The sequence below is a fragment of the Streptacidiphilus sp. MAP12-16 genome, assembly GCF_041262165.1.
In the GTDB taxonomy this organism is placed as follows: Bacteria; Actinomycetota; Actinomycetes; order Streptomycetales; family Streptomycetaceae; genus Streptacidiphilus.
Map to the genome: position 1 here is coordinate 305,041 of NZ_JBGCBY010000004.1, position 19,095 is coordinate 324,135.

Below are 19,095 nucleotides of genomic sequence, written 5' to 3' on the forward strand. Positions count from 1 at the left end.
TGAAGCAGTCGGGCAGGTAGTGATGAAGAGAACCTGAGCCTGGAGCTATATGACACGTACAAGAGCGGGGGCGTCGGGAATGACGTGGGGTAGCCGGGCTGGGCCGTCGTGCGCGGGAGGACCGGGGAGCCAAGGACTCCCGGTTAGTGAGTCTGGGCTCCTGCGCGCACCAGAATAGGCGGTCTGACCTGCTGCTTCGCCGCTGTTCGGGGGGTCCCGCCTGTAGGAGGAGCTCCTGCGGGAGCGGCAAGACAGGACCCCCAAGGCAGGACCCCAGACAGGACATCGGCGGCCGGCGCGTCACGAGGGGGCTGCCGGTCACTGTCCGGAGAGATCTGCGGTCGGCGACGCCGAACCACCGCCGAAATCGAGAGGGATCATGGCTGGAAGCGCGCGTGACCTGGCGGCTGGGCTCAGTCCGATCGATGGTGCCGTCCGGCTGTGGCCTCCAGGACGATTGATCGCTCAGCAATGGGGATTTGTCAACGGCGGAGGCGGGCGGGCGTGGAGCCTGACGCAGGGGCGGGTGAGCCGAGGAGAAGGTGGAAGGCGCCCAGGACAGCGGGGTCGGGGCGAGTGCTGATCTCTTTGAGCCGTTGCTGAAGCCGGTTCATCGTGCGGCGGACGGCGTCCGGGTTGCCCAGGTCGGCGTGCAGACGGGCCTGGCGCAGGTAGAGCTGGTCGTTGTAGGGGTCCAGGCGCAAGGCGTGGTCGAGATGGACGAGGACCTGTTCCGGGGCGAGACCGGGTTCCCCGGCCAGGATGTTCAGAGCGTCCAGGGTGCGGCGACGCAGGTCCTCGCGGTGGATGTCCAGCCATTCGGAGTCGCTCGTGGCGTGCAGGACGCCGGTGTCGAGTTCGGCGATGCGCCGGCAAGCGTCGAGGCGGGCCTCGGCGTCTCGACCTGCAGCGTGGGCCTGGCGGAAGGCCTCGCGCAGATCGTCAAGGTCGCTGGAGATGAGATTCGGGTCCAGTCGCCACAGACTGCCGGACTGGACGAAGACGGCAATCGAGCGGCTGTGCTCGAGGGCAGCGCGTAGAGCGCCGCGGGCTGTGCTTTTGGTGTTGTCGAAGGTCTTGGCGGCTGCTTCGGGGTCGTCCTGCTCGGGCCATAGGGCGGTGATGATGGCGTCCTTGCTCCTGCCCTCGGGGTGCACGGCGAGGTAGGCGAGCAAGTCGCCTACGTTGCCGCGGATGCCGCGTTCGAGGGGCTCGCCACGTACCTCGACGGTGAGCGGGCCGAGGAGGTTCAGTCGCACCGATGTCGCGGTGGCAACCGCTGTCCCAGCAGGTGTGGCGGCCGATCGTGGAGCCGCCACGGGGGCCACGGGCGGGAACGTGCCGCTGTGGCCCTCAGGAAGGGGTGGTTCTTCCTGGATCGCGGGCGACGGAATTTCCGTCGGGGTTTCGGCGCCGTCGCTCAGCGGAACGCTGATATTTGATTCCGTGCCGCGTGGAAATGAGGGTGGATTCGGTTCCGTGGTTTCCTCGCGATGGGCTCTGACGAGTCGCAGTAAAGTGTCGGCTGCCTGTGTGCGGAGGTGGAAGAAACGCAGGGTCTGTGCGGCGGTTTCACCTCCCGACACCGGTTGCCGGGCGCAGAGGCCGTCGTCGGCGATGACGTAGTGATCGGCGTCCGGCGTGGGTCTGGGATGGACGGCGGCCAGGGTGCCCCATTGGTCGGTACGCAGGAGCGCGGCCAGGCGTTGGTGCTGTCGCTGGTCGAGGTCCGCGACCAGAACCAGGCGCGGGAACGGCGCGGTGTCGCCACCGTGCCGGGCTCGGGCTGCGCGCAGGGCGTGTTCCTCGAGCGCGGTCAGGGCGGCCTCGCCGTCGGCGGCGACCAGGAGTTGGGGGAAACGGGTGCCGGTCAGGGCCGGGGCCAGTTCGTCCAGATCGGTAGCGGGCACGACCAGGTGTTCGGTCGGCGTGGCCGCGGTCAGAACGGAGGCGAGCAGTGCGCGGACCGCGTCGGCTCCGCCGGGGCCGGTCAGCGACAGCTGGCGGGTTGGCGAGCGGTCGAGCAGGTCGCTCAGGCTCAGTGTCGTGTCGCCGCTGGCGGCCAGGGACGCTGAACCCTCGGAGGGCGCTTGGGTGTTGGAACCTTGGAGGCGGTGGAGGTGGCGCACCGCGTCGACGAGCGGTGCCTCCTCGGGTCCGGCGGGCTGGGGCTGCTGGTAGGCGCGGGGCTCGGCGGGTTGGTGCGGGCGAGCTCGGCGTCGGGCCAGCAGTAGGGCGGCGGCACCGCTGAGGGCGGCGAGCAGAGCGGCGTCGATGTACCCGGCTCCGCCGGGCAGTCGACTGCCTGCCGGACGGGAGGCGTGAGTCGCATTGCTCGGGCCGGGAACTACTGGGGTGTGCGTGCTGCCGCTCGGGAGCGGTGGAGCGGCGGTGGGGGCGGCGGCCGCCGTACCGGAGGGGGACGGTGCGGTGGCGGTGCCCCGGGGCGTCCCGGTAGGCGCCGTGCCGGATCCCGGCGCGGACGGAGGAGCCGAGGCTCGAGGACTGCTGGGCAGTTGGAGCCGCCAGCCGGGGTAGATCCAGTCCGGGTCGCGCAGGGCACGGCCGTCGGCCTGGACCAGGCCGTGGTTGAGCTCGTAGATCTCCTTCCAGCGCAGCGGGTCGTCCAGGTGACGGCGCGCCAGATCCCACAGGGTGTCGCCGCGTCGGACCTCGCACACCGCCGGCGCGGTGGCCGCGACGGAGGCCGTAGTCGTGGGTGCCTGGCCGGAGACGGCCGGAGCTGTCGCGACGGGGCGGGTGAACGCGGCCGTGACCAGGCCGGGACCGTGCTGCGGTGCCGGAGGCACGGCTCGAAGGGAAGCGACCAGGCCCAAGACGAGAGCGGCCAGCAGGACGGCTGCCACCCCGCGCCGGGCGGTGAGTTGGCCGAGGTCGCCGCCCTGTCGCAGCAGAGCCGGGAGGTGGGCGGCGTACCAGCACAGCTCGCGTGCGGTGGAGAGGGCCAGGACGACCCAGATGCCCCAGCCGGCCAGCACCAGCAACTCCAGGAGGGTGCTGGGCAGCGGGTTCTCCAGCATGATCAGTAGCGCGCGTCCACCGGGCCAGTGTCCCGGCAGCAGCCCGGCTCCCCACCGGGTCAGGGCCAGGGGCATCCCGGCCAGCAGGCCGGCGAGTAGCAGGGCGCCGCCGGTTGCGCGGACGAGCGGGAGCAGCCGCGCGGATGCGGAGGTGCCGGTCACGGGGTGGCCTGGGTGACGGGGTGGGCGGTGGCGCTTGCGCATTCGGTGATCTCGGGGACGCCGAAGAGCGAGAGCAGGTGGGTGGGGGTGTGCACGGTGACGGTGACTGTGACGCTCTGCGTGTCGGCGAGCGCGGTGCCGGTCGCTGCGCTGCCGCTGAGATAGTCCAGGGCCCGCTGCTGGGCGACCTCGGGCCGCAGGGCGACGAGGTTTTCGAGGCGCAGGGCTTCGGTGTCGATGGCGCCGGCTCCGGCGCGGGCTGCGTCCTCGGCCTGGCCAAGTGCCTGGACGCGTGCGTCCAGGGCCATGCCGCCGTCGACGACCAGTCCGGCGAACCCGAGCAGGGCCAGGAACACGACGGCTGTGAACGCGGTGACGCTCCCCTGGTCCGTGTCGGGGCCCGGTCGTGGGGCACTCCGGCGGCCGGCACTGGGGTGCGGGCGGTGGGCTGGACGGTTCACGGTGCCCCTCCCGAGTCCGGCGCTGCGCGGTATGGATCAAGGGGCGACGAGGCGCTGCCGGTGGTGGTGTGCCGGATTCCCGGGAATGGGATGCCCAGGTCCGTGAGGTCGGTAGTGCAGTCGACGCTGACCGTGACCTTTCCGCCGGGGGTGAAGTCCCTGGTGTCAGCAGTGGTCCTCAGGTCATGGCAGGAGCGCCCGGCCCGCGCCAGCACATCGGCGGCGGTCTGCTGGGCGTCAGCGGCGGCAGCGCCGGGGGTACGGTCCAGTGAGGCGGCGCGGGCGGCCTGCTGGGCGGCGTCGGAGACGTCCAGGTGCGCGTTCACCGCCCGACCAAAGCCGATGACGATCAGCAGCATGAGGACCAGCAGTGGTGCTGCCAGTGCCAGTTCGGTGCTGGCTGATCCCCGGTCGTCGCGGATCGGCGGCAGTACGGCACCTCGGCGCGGACCGGGGTCGCCGCTACGGGACCTCATGGCGCTCCCCCTTCGTAAGGGACGGGCAGTGGATGGGGATGTCTGGGTGCTCAGTTGCCAGGTTGGGGTGTCGTGAACCTCTCGATGTGGCCGCTGGTGTGGGCGTCCACGCGCAGGTGCAGGCCCGGGAAGACGGCAGCCGCCTCGCCGCTGATCTCCACGTCCGCGCCGGTAGCGGTTCGAGTGACGGTGACTTTCGGGTGTTGCAGGCTGGGGCCGGCCAGGACTGCGAGCTGTCCCTCGGCTTCGGCCTGGCCGGCCTGCGCGGTGGAGTCCTGCGCGCAGGCGACGGCCAGGGCGCGGTCCGCGACAGCCTGGGCCAGGTGCTGGGCGTGCTCAGCAACGGCGAACTGCACGATCGCGAGCAAGAGCAGCAGCAGGAGCGGCGCCGCGACGACGAGTTCGGCGCTGGCCGCACCCCGGTCGCTGCGGGCCGCGCGCACCGCGGCTGCGCGCACATGAGGGCGCCGCCGAGATCGAGCGGATACGCGGGCGGGGTGATGAGCCACGGGCGCGGGCTCCTTCCGGTAGGTGTCGGGAGGCTTCGGCTCCGGTGGGCGCCCGGTCCGACGATGCGGGCCGGGGCGTCCACCGGGGCTACATGGAGATGGAGTTGACCTTGTCCATGAGTTTCTGTCCCAGTGCCGTCATGACAGCAATGGCGATGATGACGAGCAGAGCGGTGATCACCCCGGTCTCGGTGCTGTAGCCGTCGTCGCGACGGGCGGCGGTGTACAGGCGGTCGCGCAGCGACGTCCAGGCGCAGTGAGCGCGGACGGTGGTGCGCAGACCGGCGGTGGCAAGGATGTAGCGCATGAGGGTGCTCCGTTCGAGAAGGGGAAGAGGGCGCGGCCGAAGGACTCGCAGCCTTTGCCTGACAGTGCTTCAGTTCACGCGAACCCAGCGATCTTCTACAGGCCGTGGAAAGCATTGATGACCGCCGGATAGCCAATGAAAAGCAGGAACCCGGACAGCAGCAGGACCACCGGCAGGCTCATCCGCTCGGTGGCGGTTCCGGCGTGGGCCTCGTCGGCCGCCAACAGGTGGACGCGCAGGGACTCGGCCTTGGCAATGAGCGAGGCGCGCACCTTCGCCCCCTCGCTGCCCGCCAGTTGGATGGTGCAGGCCAGCTCCTCCAGTTCGGACACGCCGAGCTTGTGACCCAGGCGTCCCAGCGGCCCCCAGGGCGGGGTGCGGGTGATCGCCGCCTCCGCCAGGACGTTGCGGAAGTCGGCGAACGCGGCGCCCTGTCCGCAGGCGGCGGCCTGGGACAGGGCCTGGTGCACGCCGGCGCCGCCCGACAGGGCGATGGCGGTCATCTCCAGGAACAGCGAGAGCGCGTAGCGGGTCTCGGCGCGCCTGGCCTCGGCCCGCGAGCGAAGCGAGAAGTCGGGGGCGAAGAACCCGGCCGCGGCCAGGACCAGGGAGGCCCATCCCCATGTCGCCCAACTGCCGTGCGCTCCGAGCAGGACCAGCAGGCCGTAGCCGACGTACGGGAGCAGCAGCCCCGCCAGCGCGCCGGTGGCCTTCTCGGCCAGGTGCCGTTGCGGGTCGGCGTCCAGGCAGGCCAGGTCGGCGGCCTGACTTGTGCCGGGCAGTCCGAGTTCGCGCAGTGCCGGGGCCAGGAGGAGGCCGGTGCGCACCGACCATCCGTCCTGCCCGGCGGCCGCCACCGGTGCCGGTGGCGGGAGGTGGACGGCGGCGGGGGCGTGGAGGTGGGCGAGCGCGTCACCCAGCGCCGGGCGTTGGGCGGGGCGCAGTACGTACAGCAGGCCGAACAGGCCGAGCCCGGCGCCGCTGCCCAGGAGCAGGTTGACGATCATCGCGGGCCTCCGGCGGTGGGGGTGAGGTGGGCGGCGGCGGTGTGCGGGTTGAGGAGCCTCGGCGGCTCCGGGAACGTGTTGATCTTCACCAGCCAGTGGAAGGCGAGGGTGAAGATCCCGGCCACGGCCGCCAGTGCCAATTGCCCGCCCAGGCTCTGGTAGGGCCGCAGGAAGGAGCTGTTGATGACGATCAGCGCGGCTGCCAGGACGAATGTGGTGATGGTGATGACGCGCACCGAGGTGCGGGTGCTGGCGCGGGCGGCCGAGGCGCGGACCCGGGTGACGACCTGGGCGCGGGACGAGGCAGCCAGGGTGCCCAGCAGGTCGGCCAGGCGCCCGGACTGGCGTGCACTTCCGCTGATCAGCGCGATGGCGACCAGGTCGGCGGCAGGGTCGGCGAGTTCCTCGGCGAACAGGGTCAGTGCCTGGGGCAGTCGCATCCGGGCGTCCAGGTTCGCCACCAGGGCGGTTACCTGGGGGCGGATCGCCTCCGGGGCGAGCGACGCGGTGGCGCGGATGCCCTGCTCCAGCCCGGACGCTGCGGCCAGGGTGTCGCGCAGTTGCTCGGTCCAGGTCGCCAGGGCCTCGATGCGCCGCACCCGCTGCTGCTGAGCGCGGTCGGAACCCAGCAGCCCCGGCAGCGTCCACGCGGCAGCGGCCCCCATCGGCAGCAGCAGCGGCCAACCGGTCAGCAGCAGACCAGCGGTCCCGACCGCCAGGCACAGCAGGGTGCGCCGGCTGAGGACCAGCGGACGCGTGCGTTGCCACCAGGCGGCCAGCGGGTCCGGCAGCGGTTCGGCGTCGGGGCCCGGGCCGTGGTCTGGCCTGCGCGTGGGCTGCCTGCGCAGCGCGTGGCCCATACCGGCAACACCCAGTGCCAGGCCGACGCCCAGTGCGACCGTCAGCGGGTCCATACCGACGCTCATCCCTGCCACCCCCAGCCGATCCGCGCACCGCGCTCGTCCGCATAGTCCCGACCTGCGCGAACCTCGCGGCTGTCCGCAGCGCCCTTGCCGCCCCGGTCGTCCGGATCGGGCCAGCTGACCGTCTCGGCATCGAGGTCGGCCTCGGCGCGGTCGAAGGCGGCCTGGGTCGCCTCCTGCAGCTGGCAGACCTGCACTGCCAGCCCGTCCGGGCCGGACGCGAAGATCTCGTTGGAGACCACGTGCATGCCGTCCGCGCCGACCACCTCGCGGATCGAGGACAGGCAGCGGCGCCCCTGGCGGTCCCGGCCCAGGTGGACCACAAAGTGCACGGCCGAGGCGACCAGCAGGTTCGTGGCCTCCATCGACAGCCGCTCGGGCGACTGGGCGGCGTAGGCCGCCAACTTGGTGAACACCTGCTGGGAGTCGCTGGCATGGATGGTCGAGGTGCTGCCGTCGTTGCCCATCGACATCGCGTTCAGCATCGGGACGATCTCGGCCCCGCGGATCTCGCCGACGATGACCCGGTCCGGGGACATCCGCAGCGCCCAGCGCACCAGCTCGGCCTGGTCGATCGCGCCCACGCCCTCCAGATTGGCTTCGCGAGCCTGCAGCGCCACCGTGTTGGGGTGCCGACCGTCCAGGTGCACCCCCAGTTCGAAGGTGTCCTCGATGGTCACCAGCTTCTCCCAGGGCTCCACCTCGGCCAGCAGCGCGCGGCACAGCGTCGTCTTGCCGCCGTTCGTACCGCCCGACACGACCGCGTTGCGCCGCGCCCGCACCATCAGCCGCAGGAACCGCTCGCTCGCCTCGGTCAGCATCCCCATTGCGCGCAGCTGCGGCAGCGTCGCGTCCGGGAAGCCGTGGCGGCGGATCGCCACGCTCGGCCGGTCGCACACCGACATCAGTGCGAACATCCGCGACCCGTCGGGAAGGTTCAGATTCAACCGGGGAGTGGCCCGGTCGAAGCGCCGCTCCTCTTGGCCTGCCCGGGCCGCGACCGTGCGCAGCAGCTCCACCAGCGCCTCGTCCGAGGAGGCGATCGGATCAACCTGGGACCTTCGGCCGTCCGCGTAGCGCACGAACACCTGGTCGCAGCCGACCACGTCGATGTTCTCGATCCCCGGATCATCCAGCAGCCGCTGCAGTCCCTCCAGGCCGAACAGCGCGTCCTCGACCAGGCGAAGCACCCGCCGTTCCACCCCGGCATCGAGCGGCGGGAGCCCGTGCATCAGCCGGTCGGCGGTGTCGAACTCCCACTCCTCGCCCAGCCAGCGCTGCCCGAGCGCGCGCCGTTCGGACTCCGGTAGCCCGGTGCCCTCGGCCTCGCGCTCACGGGAGCGGGCCACCAACCTGGCTGCGACGCGCTCGCGCAGGGTGTTCGCCAGTGCCTGCTCCTGTCCGCGGTCGCCCGCCTCCAGTGGCGGTGAGGGTGATGGAATGTGATGCGTCGTCATGGACGGCGTCTCCTTGCCTGGAGGGTGTGCGGGATCGCGGTGCCGCGGATCAGTGCTCAAGTGCGGCGAGCGCGCTGGCCAGTGGTTCTGGACCGGCACCGGTCCGCGCCGGCCAGGCTGTGCCCGCCGGGTCGGGGTCCGGCACCTTGGACGCGGGCAGATGCGACTCCAGCCGCGTACCGAGCTCACTGACCGCGTGGAGCAGCGGGAAGCGAGCAGCAGCCCGCCGCCACTGACCGGCCCGCTTGGGGACCCGGGCACCGCGGAGAACTGCCGCACTGAGGGGGTCGTGCGGCAGCAACGCACAGTCCGTCGCATCCAGGTGCGCGACGATCTCCTCGGGCCCGTAGGCGCATTCGCCAGTGACCGCGACCGCCACCGTGGGCGCCAGGATCACGCCGATCGCATCAGCCGTGTGGGTCAGCTGCACCCGGCTCCCGCCGCTGGCCAGCACCACCACGTCCGCCAGGGAGACCAACTCGGTGGCCCGACTCGTGGTCAGCGCACCCACGTCCGCGACCACCAGCAGGTCCTCGAACTGGTCCGCCCGCCACAGCGGCTCCAACGCCTCCAGCGCCGTGCGAGCCTGCCCGAAGGCCACCGGGGCATGCACGGCCCGCACCCCTGACGACAGGAGTTGGGCATGCGCGCGCAACAGGACCGAGGTCATGCCGCCGCGCCGGGCCGCCGCCGCCAGCGCCACCAGGCCCGAGGCGGCCGGAACGTCGAAGTCCAGCTCCAGATCGCCGCCCGACGAGTCCGCCTCCAGCAGCACCACCTCCGGGCCGCCCCGCACCGCCGCGGCTCCCGCCAATCCCAGCGCGACTGTCGTCGCCGCGGTACCGCCCTTCGCACTTCCCACCACAACCAGCGCCACTACCGCTCACCGCCCTTCCGTCGAAGCCAGCGCCACCAGCGGACTCGCCGCCTGCGCCAAGACCGCCGCATCCGCCACCGCGCAGCGCACAGTTACGACCTCCGCGCCAGGCGTCGCACTCCCCGCGCTCACCCCCAGCACCAGCGCCGACACCGCACCTGGTGCGGCGGAGGTGGCAGAACTGCCGCCCGTCGGCCCGCTCGCCGCGCCGGCGCCGTCGTAGACCACGACCTCAGCCCCCGGGGCCAGCGCCGGCGGATAGCGGCCCTCCTTCACCGACAGCGGCACCACCTGCCACCCCGCCCCCGGCCCGGGATCGGCCAACGCCTGCGCCGCCAGCGGAGCGCCCGCCCACAACGGCTCCGCCACCCGGCGTCCCACCACCCGCGACTCCTCGCCGACGGGCAGCGCCGCGACCCCGCTGTCCAACGGCAAGGAGACCTCCGTCAAATCACCGGCCACCAGCACCTTCCCTGCCGGGACCGACCGCGCCAGCGCCAGGACGTGCACCCGCTCCCCAGCCGCCGAGACCCGCCACTGCACCCCCAGCACGCAGACCACGACCAAACCGCCCGCCGCCCACGCCATCAGCGAGCTACGCCGTCGACGCGCCCGAGCCGGCGTCATCCCCGCCCGAAGGCCGGGACCGCCAGACCTACCCGCATCTCCCGCCCCGTTCTTCGCCGCTTCCCCGCGCTGGGCGAACACCCCGCCGAATCCGTCCGTTCTCACTGCCATCAGTCGCTCCCGTCTCTCGTGAACTGCCGTGCGCATCAGTGCCCGTACTCGGCCTCAGCCGCCGGGGCGCCCCTCAACCAGGACCTGCACCTCCTGCACCCGCACCGGGACCTGCGCGGTCGTGGTCAGATCCGGGAAGACCCCGCCCTGTCCGGCCCCGCTCCAGGTCACTCGCCAGTGCGCAGTCACCGTCACCGTGAAGACCCCGCCCTCAGCCGCTGCCGATCCACGCCGGTAGCGGTAGCCGCAGTCCGGCGACGGCTTCGACCCGTCGTCACCCCGCACGAACGGCGTCCCGGGACCCGCGCACTCCACGGGCGTGCCGCCGTCCCCCGGATCCCAGGTCACCGACGCGGCGGTCGCCACCGCCGTGACCGCCACTCCGGGCACCTGCACCGTTGCCGACACCGGCCGCAGGGAGCCCTCGTCCAGCCAGAACCAGGTCGGGACGTTCACCACCTGGAAGGTTGAGGGGCTCATCGCCACAACCGGACGGGGCAGCGCCAGCTGCTTCTCTGCCTGCAGCGCCACTACGCGCGGATCCACGACCGGAACCGCCGCCAGCGCGCCCACCGGGGCCGAGAACGGCAACCCCACCCCTCCCAACATCCCTTGCGGGTACGGCCCCCCACAGTCGCGGCGGTAGTCCACCCACTTCGAGCCGTCAGGAGCCGTCGTCGGACCACCCGACACTGGCACGACCGTGCACTTCGGCCCCGAACCGCCGCCGTGGGCCGGGACGCTGTCGGAGGAGGGCCGCATCGGAGTCGAATCGCTGGTCCAGGCAGTCAGCGAACAACTGCTTCCCCGGCAGGGGACGCTAACGCCCTGTCCCGGGCCGGTTCCACGGGCCCACGCGCCGTTGACCATCGCGGCGTTGGATGATGCCAGCAGGAGCGTGATCGCCAACACGCGGACCGGCGCGGCGGTCAGCACGAGCCCGCTTCCCCGAAGACCTGCTGCGTCACCTTCCAGTAGCCGTCGATGTCCAGTGTCGCGAGTGCCTCGGTCCGGCGCCTAGTGCCGGGAGTGTTGTCGACTGGCTTGAGGGTCCTGGCGTCCACGACCGGCCACCTCGTGTTGTCGAAGCAGTCGGCGATCTCCACCTGGGTCGGCCTCGGACTGGTGTCGACCTTGACGACACGCGGGTCGATCACGGCCTCACCAGTGGAGACCTCGCCGCGCTTCGCCTCGTCCGCCAGCGTCTGCGACCAGTCGTGCAGCGGCTGATAGAGCATGTGCGTGGCCAGCGTCGGGTCCTTGAATCCCGTCATCGGAGTGCGGCCCAGCCGCTCCAGGTCAGTCCACATCCCCCGGTACGCCGCCAGCGCCTCAACGGCCGCGGTCTGCTGTGCCGCTGTCCCTGACTGCGACGCCCACGGCACCGGCAACGCCAGGCCCGCCGACATAGACACCGACGGTGACGGGCTCGGTGACGCACTCGTCGAGCGCGACACCCCGTCCACGCTGCCCGGCCTCGCACCGTTCCCCGTCCCGGAGCAGCCGACGACGCCGACGAGGACCAGCAGTACGCCCAGCGCGACGCCAAGCCGCCTGCCGTGACCAATGGTTGCAGTCATGAACCTCACCCCTTCTCCACCGCGGGGCCCGATGGCCCCGCGAGCGATCCGTGTGACTGGTTTATGGGATCCCCGGTGCCCGATGGACCCGACATGCCCTGGATGCCACCTCTACGGAGGACAGCCCCCCTCGGTACCAACCCAGTTGCGGTATGACTTTTCATGGATCTCCAGCTCCGTGGGGGCCGACAAGCCCCAGCCACCGCCTGAACCTGTCGACCCGCCAAGGGCTCCGGTGTTCAGACGCTGCTGCAACCTGGACCCCGTCATCCGTCCTCCTCCCCAGCTGCGTGACGGCTTGGCATCGATCTGGCCGCTGCTCTCAACTCACAGGCGGAAACGCAAGCCACATCACACGGTTTCCATCTATTCCGGGAATCCACCCAACTGAGCGCCCCAGACCGGCATCGTTGACACCACGCCTACAAGCCGACCGTCCTACTCGGCGCACCGGGAGGCCGGTACATCAGCGCGGAGGGCCAGCCCAGAGCACGATGACCAGCACGCCACCAAACAAGAACGGCCCCATGGCCACCGCCGCACGGCGCGTGACCGCCGCTGTCAGGGCCGCCCCGGTGAACGCCACGACTCCAGCCCATGCAAGCCCCGACCAGCAGGTCCAGCCAGCGAGGGGCCCCAGCAGCCCAGTCACTGCCTTCACGTCGCCCCAGCCGAGCCCTTGCGGCAAGAGCCACGCGACCGCTCCCAGGCACAGCCCGGCAGCAACTGCCCCGAGCAGGGCACGCCTCAGCGAGGCGCCTCCGTCAGAACATCCGAGGGCCGCCGTGCCCAGCAGGACGAGCAGCACGGGGACGGCCGGCAGGACGATCCGGTTCGGCAGGCGCATCAGTTCCAGGTCCACGACCATGAGCACCGGACCGAGTACCGCCAGCACGAAGACGTATGCCGGGAGATCCCACCGCAGTCCCACCCGCCACACGAGCGCCGCCCCCACCAGCAAGGCGAGACCGGCGATCACCCAGCGGCACCGCATCACGATGTCCACCGGTCTGATCGCCTCCGGCGCAGCGCTCGCATCCTCCTGCGCGCGCAGAACATCAGATGGCGAGGACCAGCAGGGTGAATCGGCCACGGCGAGGCCCCCGGACAAATCGGATGGAGCGCGGACGGTCAGTGTCCGGCAGCGTCGGCACCTGCCCTCGCCCACGGTCGCTCACGCACAGGACCACCGTGATGCACCCGAACGTGCGACCCGCTCTCCCCGTGCCCGACTCCCCCAGGGACTCGGGCAGCGCTCCGCGCCCGAGCCGAACCCGCAGGTGGGAACTGGTGAAACCTCACGGAGAACGGTTCCGCTCGCCGCGCTGCTCAGGGTGTGGTGTTCGTCAGCAACCATTCCGGCCACGGAGGTCTCCGTGCTGACGCTCCTGCTCGTGTCACTGCTCGCAGTCGCCCACCTCACCCCCACGAACCTCGCCCTACTTGCCGCCGACACCCGCGCCCGCCTACGCCCCGGGCCCGGCCGACACCGCCGCTCGACCCACCGGCCCCGCCACTCCGCACGTCGTGAGGCACGACGGTGAACAAGCACCGCTCCCCCCAGCCGCACCGCACCCTGCTGGCCTGGAACCGTGACACCGTCAGCCCCGCCGCCCAGGCCCGCGAACACCTGCGCCCCTGCCTCGTCGGGCTCGGTATCACCGAGGACCGGATCGAGGACGCCCTCGTCATGGTCACCGAACTCGTCTCCAACACTCGCCACGCACAGGGGCCGTACCAGCTTCGGGTTCGCCGTACCCAGGCTGAGGCGATCATCGAGGTCCAGGACCGGACATCGGCCGTGCCCGAGCTGGTCGAGCGCGCGCCCAGTGACCTCCTGGCGCACTGCGGCGCGGGTCCCGACGCCCTACTCGGCAGGATCAGCGAGGGAGGGCGCGGGCTGCAGATCGTTGACAGCCTCTCGATGGGATGCTGGGGCTTCCGTGTCTACCCCGGCTTCAAGATCTCCTGGTACGCCCTCGCCCTGCCGCCGCGATTCTGACCAGGGAAAAGCCACCGGGACCAGGGCCGGTCGACGCCCGAGACGATGGCGTCGCAGTCAAGTAGAGGGTCACTGCACCGTCCGCCTTCACGACACTGAACGGCAGGGGCTCGGAGCGTAAGGGTCTCAGCTGTACGGCTGTCATACGCCGCATCCTCCGTCGACGACAGCGTCAACCTCAAGTGCGCGGTCCCTGCTCTGACGACCCACAGGCTCGTGGGCCACGGAGTTCCAGCGTCAACGCAGGTACGTCTGCTGCCACTCGAGCGATGTCATATTGAGTGCTGCCTCGGCCAGGGTTCGGGCGGATTCGGTCTTGAGCTTGGCCAAGCTGCTGTCGATCCAGTTCTGCACGTTCTGGTAGCCCTGTTCGCGGTATTCGACTGCTTGGATGAGGCATTCCAGCTTGTCGGCGTCGTGGGCGACCTCGACCTCGGGGGAGCTGCCGTTCTCGTACTCCGCGACGATCTTCTGCACGCCTTCCGCAACGGCCGGGTAGGCGCCCGACACCTGGTCCGCGGTCACGCCCTCGTTCGACATGGCGTCCAAGTAGCGGCGGCCGATGTGGGGGATGTCGCTGACGCGGGTCTCCTGCGTGTCGTGGAACAGGCACAGCAGGGCGACCTTCGCCGGGTCCGCGCCCTCCATCATCGCGAGGACCGCGCCGATGATCCCGGTCCGGAACGAGTGCTCCGCAATGGTCTCCGGATCCTTCACACCGGCGATCCACCAGCCGGAGCGCTTGGCCCTCTTGAGCATCCCGGTCTCGAAGAGGAACCCTGCCGTGCCCGCCGCGTGCTGGTCCGTCATCCCGCAGTCCTCCGGTACTCGTTCAAGGGCGATCAGTGCTGACGCCACTCAGGCGTAGACCGTAATGCACGGCTTGAAGTTCCCGGCGGGACTGCGGGGAAATCGCGTCGCCGTCCAGAAGTTGGCCAACGCTGGCGGCCAGGTCGCAAGCCAGGGCCCGGTCCGCGCTCAGGAGTCCCGGCCGCGCGGACAGCAGCGCCCACACCGAGTGGGCGTACAGGTCGGTGTATTCGAAGGCGCGCGCGAGTCGGTCGGTGAAGTTTCGCAACAGCGCGGCGGCGTCCCAGCCGGGCGTCTGCCGCGCCATGAAGGAGTCGTCACTCTGGGGCCGGGTATCGACGCCGACCCAGTGCGCCCAGTAGTTGAGGTTCGCGGCCTCGCTGGCGTCATCCCCCAAAGACCGGGCGATGAAGTCCAGCAGTTGCTCCGGGTCGCCGCGGCGGGCCAACGAGGCAGCCAGGGAGCGGTCTTCGGCCCACTGCGGGGACCAGCCTGCCGGGGCTTTGCGAGGGCGCTGCGCGCGTGCCAGCCAGGTTGTGGCGTCGGGGGTGCGGTCGTACCCGCACAGGTAGCGGGCCTGCCGGCGCAGCAGCGCGCCGTCGTCGCCCGCGCGTTCCGCCAGCTCAGCTGCGTGTCGGAGGCTGGCGAAGACCTGCTCTCGCTCAGGCTGGCCCAGGAGTGGGGCGACCGCGACCGGGCCGCGACGGGCCGAGGGCGTATCGGTGTTGGCAGCGACGGATCCCGGCAGGATGCCGCTCATCGCCCACGCGAGCATGTGCGTGGTGTCCCGGTTCAGCACCCATCCCGCTAACGGGTGGTCCCCTGCCAGGCGCCCCGTGGTCGGCTCGGCCAACAGGACGCCGAGGATGAAGTCCGCGTCCATGGAGGTGTGCATCAGCTGCACGAGGTTCGCGGAAGCACCCAGACGCAGCAGTCGCCTGCGGATCGCGATCAGGTTCCCGGCCTTCGTAGCAGGCAGGGGGCGCCGTCCCGACTCCCAGCCCTGGACGGTGCTTTTGTCGACGCCCAGATCTTCCGCTAATTCGTCCTGGGTGCGGGGAATCGACTCTCTGATGATCTTGAACAGATAGCCGGTGATGACGCCCTCGCGGACGCGCGCCAGCTCGGGCTGACTGGCGGTCAGCTTTCTGATAGCCATCCGGTCTCCCCCGTGCCTGCGGCCTCCGAGAACGCGTACCCGCAGTCTGTCGATTCACGATGCCGAGCGACCTAGCGTCGTAGCCAAGGACGTTCAGCCGCTTCAGGCCACTACCAGCGTAGCGGCGCGAGACGTCCCGCCAAGCAGAACCACCCGGACAGAGTGCATGCGAACGGAGTCACGACATGAACGCGACCGCCGAGGCACCGCTCCCCCACCGATCACCAGGGACGCACTGCCCAGGAACCTTCCCGTGCCCGCTCGTCCCGCGCCCCTCGCTGCCCGGTCCGGAAGAGATATTCACGCCTCGCACGCGTGAACCCCAGGGTGGCGAGGGTGGTGGACGCCCATGACCCGGATGACCATCGCCGTCTACACCCTCAACCCCGCCACGCAGGAACGCCAGGAAGTACGGGAGGCAGAGGTGGTCGACGTCACCACTCCGATCGCCGCCGAGCTCTACCGGGCAGCGGGGGACTTTCCGCCGTGCAGCTGTCCGGACTGCCGCCACCGGCGCCGACCCCGGTAGTCCCACAAGCCCCGCCCGGCGCTCCGGGCGGATGCGGCGGCCCTGGACTCTGTTCCCCCTGCAGCGGGGCCGCCGCGCGCCCGTCCAGCCTCAGGCACCACTCATAGGAGGTGCACCACCGTGTACGCACCCGCGCCCGCTGACACCACCGCGCTGGCCAACTTCGCCGCCCTCCGCGGACAGCTCCGCGTCTCTCTCACTCCACGCTGCCCGATCAGTTGCTGGTTCTGCCACAACGAGGCCGACGTGCCACCCCACCTGTACCGCTCCGACCCGACGACACAACCACGCAAGCGGCGGGTAGACGGCCCATGGATGACGGCCCGGATCGCCTCCCTCGTCAGGTCGGGGATCCGCCGGGTGTACTTCACCGGCGGTGAACCCCTGGCCTCCCCGCTGGCCAAGCCCGTGCTCACGTCGTGCCGGGAATGGACCGGCGATGACGTGACGGCCGCGCTCATCACCAACGGACTGCCGTTACGCAAGGCGATGCCCTGGCTGCGGACCTGCGCCATCGACAAGGTCAAGGTGTCGCTGCACTACCTGTCCGACGCGTCGTTCCATGCCATCGCCAAGACGCCCCTGCCGGTGGCGCGGGTGTTGGACGGCATCGATGCCGCCCGCGACGGCTTCGAGCGGGTCGAACTCAACACCCTTGTCCAGGACGTCAACGCGCACGAGCTGGACGCCATCTTGGACTACGCGCTGGAGCGGCGCCTACCGGTGCAGTTCATCGAACTGGTCGGCACCCCGCACAACACAGGACGCCCCAACCCGGCCGCGGCCATGAGCCGGCTCCTGGCCCGGCTTCGGGCGGCATCGCCCGAACGCGTGGAAGTCGCGGGCGTCGGACAGGGCCGCCGGGTCTTCGCCGTGGACGGCGTGGAAGTGGAGGTCATCGACCACACCTTGGGACGACACCACGTCGGCCAGTGCGGCACCTGCCCCCTCAAGACAGTGTGCGTAGAGGGGTTCTGGGCTCTTCGGCTCAACCACGACGGCGCCCTGTCGCCCTGCTTGCTCCGCGATGACCTGCGGCTGGATCTGACCGTCGAAGACAACGACACGCTTCGGTCCGTCGCCGCCCATGTCGCCGCCTTCACGGAGGGAATCCTGTGACGCACCTACCCAGCGCCTACCGGCCCGACGACCAGGCCCCGCACAGCAGAAGGTTCGTGGCCGTGGAAGGCGTATCCGGCTGCGGCAAAACCACCCTGGTGCGCCACCTGGGCGCAGAACTCCCCGCCGCGACCCTGCACACCATCCCGCAGCCACTGTCCAAGCTCTCCGGCTGGGTCAACGGGCACTGCCTGCCGCTGCCCCAACTCGCCTTCTACCTGACCGGCCTCCTGCACGCCTCAGACAGCATCCGCGCGTATCTGCCGCGCCGGCACGTGGTAGCCGACCGGTATGCCACCTCCGTGATCGCCAACCACGCTGCCGTGAACGGCATCGAGGTGCGCAAGGTCCAAGAGATGCTCCACCCGTTCACCCCCTACCTGGTACGCCCCGGTATCACCCTCTACCTGCACACCAGCGCCTCCGAGTTGCGACGCCGCATGGCCGACAAGCCCGACCTGTCGCCCTCGGACCGGCACCTTCTGGACAACCCGCAGGTCCTCACCCGCCTGGTCAGCCTGTACGTGCAGTTCGCCGAGGACGACCCGAACGCCGTGGGCATCGTCACCGACGGCATGACCATCGCCGAGGTCGCCGACACGGCATGGCTCGCCGTGAAGGAGCGAGCATGCTGACCACTGACACCAACTTCGCTGCCGTCGTACACCACGACCACGTGTCCGGGCGGGCCGCCACCGAACTGTCCCCCGGGGCGGCCTGGCTTCTGGGTGCCCTGCTGATCCGCACCCAGCAGGTGTCCCAAGCAGTGGTCACCCACGACGGCGACACCACCTCGGAACTCTTCGCCCGCACGTTCCTGCGCGGCGTCATCAACGCCGACAGCTGGGCCGCACGCGCCACCTACGCCGGTACCGGGACCCTGGACTACCATCTGTGGTGCCAGGACACGCTGAGCGCCCCCGGCGGCCGCATCACCACGACCGACGACGTGACCAGCATCCGCCTGTACCGCGCCGACGGACACATCATCGGGGGCGCCGCGCTGGCCGACCTGGGCGAACGGATGGCCATCAACCGGGCCCCGCTACCGGTCAACGACCAGGCCAAAGGGACCATCGAGGACCGTGCCGCAGAGCTCCAGCAGGCATGGGCCACGACCCGGGAGGAGGGAGCGGGGTGATCGACACCACGGCCTGCATCCCCGGTCGCCACATCCTGTTCGTCACCCTCGACTCGCTACGCTACGACGTCGCCCACCAGACCACTGCAACGGGCCGAACCCCGTGCCTGAGCGCGATCCTGCCCAGCGGCCAGTGGGAGCGCCGCCATACCCCAGGCACCTTCACCTACCCGGCCCACCAGGCATTCTTTGCGGGATTCCTGCCCAAGCCCGCCCTGCCGACCCCACCGTCCCGCCTGTGGGAATGCCGCCCGCCCGTCGGGAAAGCCATCCGTCCCACCACCTACGTCTTCGACGCCCCCGACATCATCACCGGCCTCGCCGACCTCGGCTACCGCACCGTGTGCATCGGCGGCGTCTCCTACTTCTCCAGGGAAACCCCACTCGGCTCCACCCTGCCGGACTACTTCACCGAGGACCATTGGGAACCGGCATTCGCCTCCGCAGAGCCGGATTCCACCCGCCACCAGGTCGACCGCGCCCTGTCCCTCCTGAACGACGTACAGAACAGACAGCCGGTGATGCTCTTCCTCAACGTCTCCGCCACCCACATCCCCCACCACCACTACGTGACCGACTCCGACGGTATCGACAGCACTGACTCCCAAGCGGCGGCCCTGGCCTACGCCGACGGCCAGCTCGGCCGACTGCTGGACGCCCTGCCCGCATTCGGGGCGTGGCTGGTCGTGGCGACCGCCGACCACGGCGACACATTCGGCGACGACGGATTCACCGGCCACGGCATCGCCCACCCTGCCGTATTCACCGTTCCCTACGCCGAGACGCTGGTGGGCTGA

The 19,095-nt window shown here is 70.7% G+C and carries 21 protein-coding genes; 6 read left to right on the forward strand and 15 right to left on the reverse strand.

The features are described from left to right. Positions 1-482: 482 nt before the first annotated feature. The 13 genes from ABIA33_RS06985 to ABIA33_RS07045 all read right to left on the reverse strand — a co-directional run bounded on the left by ABIA33_RS06985 (position 483) and on the right by ABIA33_RS07045 (position 12,517). Positions 483-3,203, reverse strand: coding sequence for a LysM peptidoglycan-binding domain-containing protein (locus ABIA33_RS06985; protein WP_370078229.1), 2,721 nt, complete (start codon positions 3,201-3,203; stop codon positions 483-485). Continuing rightward, positions 3,200-3,664, reverse strand: a complete 465-nt coding sequence (locus tag ABIA33_RS06990) for a TadE/TadG family type IV pilus assembly protein (protein WP_370078231.1) — start codon at positions 3,662-3,664, stop codon at positions 3,200-3,202. The genes ABIA33_RS06985 and ABIA33_RS06990 overlap by 4 nt, the downstream gene beginning before the upstream one ends. Further along, entirely contained in the window at positions 3,661-4,140 is a 480-nt protein-coding gene (locus ABIA33_RS06995; protein WP_370078233.1) for a TadE/TadG family type IV pilus assembly protein, read from the reverse strand. The genes ABIA33_RS06990 and ABIA33_RS06995 overlap by 4 nt, the downstream gene beginning before the upstream one ends. A 50-nt stretch (positions 4,141-4,190) precedes the next feature. Continuing rightward, on the reverse strand, positions 4,191-4,598 hold the full coding sequence (locus ABIA33_RS07000; RefSeq protein WP_370078235.1) for a TadE/TadG family type IV pilus assembly protein: 408 nt from the start codon (positions 4,596-4,598) through the stop codon (positions 4,191-4,193). Positions 4,599-4,737: 139 nt separating this feature from the next. Then, positions 4,738-4,956 (reverse strand): hypothetical protein, encoded by a 219-nt coding sequence (locus ABIA33_RS07005; RefSeq protein WP_370078237.1) that lies wholly within the window; start codon positions 4,954-4,956, stop codon positions 4,738-4,740. 95 nt (positions 4,957-5,051) lie between these two features. Beyond that, positions 5,052-5,963 (reverse strand): type II secretion system F family protein, encoded by a 912-nt coding sequence (locus ABIA33_RS07010; protein WP_370078239.1) that lies wholly within the window; start codon positions 5,961-5,963, stop codon positions 5,052-5,054. Continuing rightward, positions 5,960-6,889 carry a type II secretion system F family protein gene (locus ABIA33_RS07015; protein WP_370078241.1) on the reverse strand — a complete coding sequence of 310 codons (930 nt, stop codon included), beginning with the start codon at positions 6,887-6,889 and terminating at the stop codon, positions 5,960-5,962. Before ABIA33_RS07015 ends, ABIA33_RS07010 begins: the two co-directional genes overlap by 4 nt. Continuing rightward, positions 6,886-8,343 (reverse strand): CpaF family protein, encoded by a 1,458-nt coding sequence (locus ABIA33_RS07020; protein WP_370078243.1) that lies wholly within the window; start codon positions 8,341-8,343, stop codon positions 6,886-6,888. The genes ABIA33_RS07015 and ABIA33_RS07020 overlap by 4 nt, the downstream gene beginning before the upstream one ends. Before the next feature lie 49 nt (positions 8,344-8,392). Beyond that, a complete protein-coding gene (locus tag ABIA33_RS07025; protein WP_370078245.1) occupies positions 8,393-9,220 on the reverse strand; it encodes a hypothetical protein in 828 nt (275 codons plus the stop codon). Positions 9,221-9,226: 6 nt separating this feature from the next. Continuing rightward, positions 9,227-9,958, reverse strand: a complete 732-nt coding sequence (locus ABIA33_RS07030; RefSeq protein ID WP_370078247.1) for an SAF domain-containing protein — start codon at positions 9,956-9,958, stop codon at positions 9,227-9,229. 54 nt (positions 9,959-10,012) lie between these two features. Continuing rightward, complete coding sequence (locus ABIA33_RS07035) at positions 10,013-10,549, reverse strand: hypothetical protein (protein ID WP_370078249.1); 537 nt, start codon at positions 10,547-10,549, stop codon at positions 10,013-10,015. Between the two features lie 338 nt (positions 10,550-10,887). After that, complete coding sequence (locus tag ABIA33_RS07040; protein ID WP_370078251.1) at positions 10,888-11,538, reverse strand: hypothetical protein; 651 nt, start codon at positions 11,536-11,538, stop codon at positions 10,888-10,890. A 466-nt stretch (positions 11,539-12,004) separates the two neighbouring features. After that, positions 12,005-12,517: a prepilin peptidase gene (locus tag ABIA33_RS07045; RefSeq protein WP_370078253.1), complete on the reverse strand. Its 513-nt coding sequence runs from the start codon at positions 12,515-12,517 to the stop codon at positions 12,005-12,007. A 561-nt stretch (positions 12,518-13,078) separates the two neighbouring features. On the opposite strand from ABIA33_RS07045, the gene ABIA33_RS07050 reads away from it, so the two are divergent. After that, positions 13,079-13,540 carry an ATP-binding protein gene (locus ABIA33_RS07050; RefSeq protein WP_370078255.1) on the forward strand — a complete coding sequence of 154 codons (462 nt, stop codon included), beginning with the start codon at positions 13,079-13,081 and terminating at the stop codon, positions 13,538-13,540. 237 nt (positions 13,541-13,777) lie between these two features. Here the strand turns inward: ABIA33_RS07050 and ABIA33_RS07055 are convergent, their stop codons facing one another. Both ABIA33_RS07055 and ABIA33_RS07060 read right to left on the reverse strand, forming a co-directional pair. Continuing rightward, on the reverse strand, positions 13,778-14,350 hold the full coding sequence (locus ABIA33_RS07055; RefSeq protein WP_370078257.1) for an HD family hydrolase: 573 nt from the start codon (positions 14,348-14,350) through the stop codon (positions 13,778-13,780). 22 nt (positions 14,351-14,372) lie between these two features. Further along, positions 14,373-15,509 carry a helix-turn-helix domain-containing protein gene (locus tag ABIA33_RS07060; protein ID WP_370078259.1) on the reverse strand — a complete coding sequence of 379 codons (1,137 nt, stop codon included), beginning with the start codon at positions 15,507-15,509 and terminating at the stop codon, positions 14,373-14,375. A 349-nt stretch (positions 15,510-15,858) separates the two neighbouring features. On the opposite strand from ABIA33_RS07060, the gene ABIA33_RS07065 reads away from it, so the two are divergent. From ABIA33_RS07065 to ABIA33_RS07085, 5 genes are all read left to right on the forward strand, one after another. Then, on the forward strand, positions 15,859-16,038 hold the full coding sequence (locus tag ABIA33_RS07065; protein WP_370078261.1) for a hypothetical protein: 180 nt from the start codon (positions 15,859-15,861) through the stop codon (positions 16,036-16,038). Positions 16,039-16,158: 120 nt separating this feature from the next. Continuing rightward, complete coding sequence (locus ABIA33_RS07070) at positions 16,159-17,157, forward strand: radical SAM protein (RefSeq protein WP_370078263.1); 999 nt, start codon at positions 16,159-16,161, stop codon at positions 17,155-17,157. Further along, positions 17,154-17,792 (forward strand): dTMP kinase, encoded by a 639-nt coding sequence (locus ABIA33_RS07075; RefSeq protein WP_370078265.1) that lies wholly within the window; start codon positions 17,154-17,156, stop codon positions 17,790-17,792. Before ABIA33_RS07070 ends, ABIA33_RS07075 begins: the two co-directional genes overlap by 4 nt. After that, positions 17,786-18,298: a hypothetical protein gene (locus tag ABIA33_RS07080; RefSeq protein WP_370078267.1), complete on the forward strand. Its 513-nt coding sequence runs from the start codon at positions 17,786-17,788 to the stop codon at positions 18,296-18,298. The genes ABIA33_RS07075 and ABIA33_RS07080 overlap by 7 nt, the downstream gene beginning before the upstream one ends. After that, positions 18,295-19,095 carry an STM4013/SEN3800 family hydrolase gene (locus tag ABIA33_RS07085; protein WP_370078269.1) on the forward strand — a complete coding sequence of 267 codons (801 nt, stop codon included), beginning with the start codon at positions 18,295-18,297 and terminating at the stop codon, positions 19,093-19,095. Before ABIA33_RS07080 ends, ABIA33_RS07085 begins: the two co-directional genes overlap by 4 nt.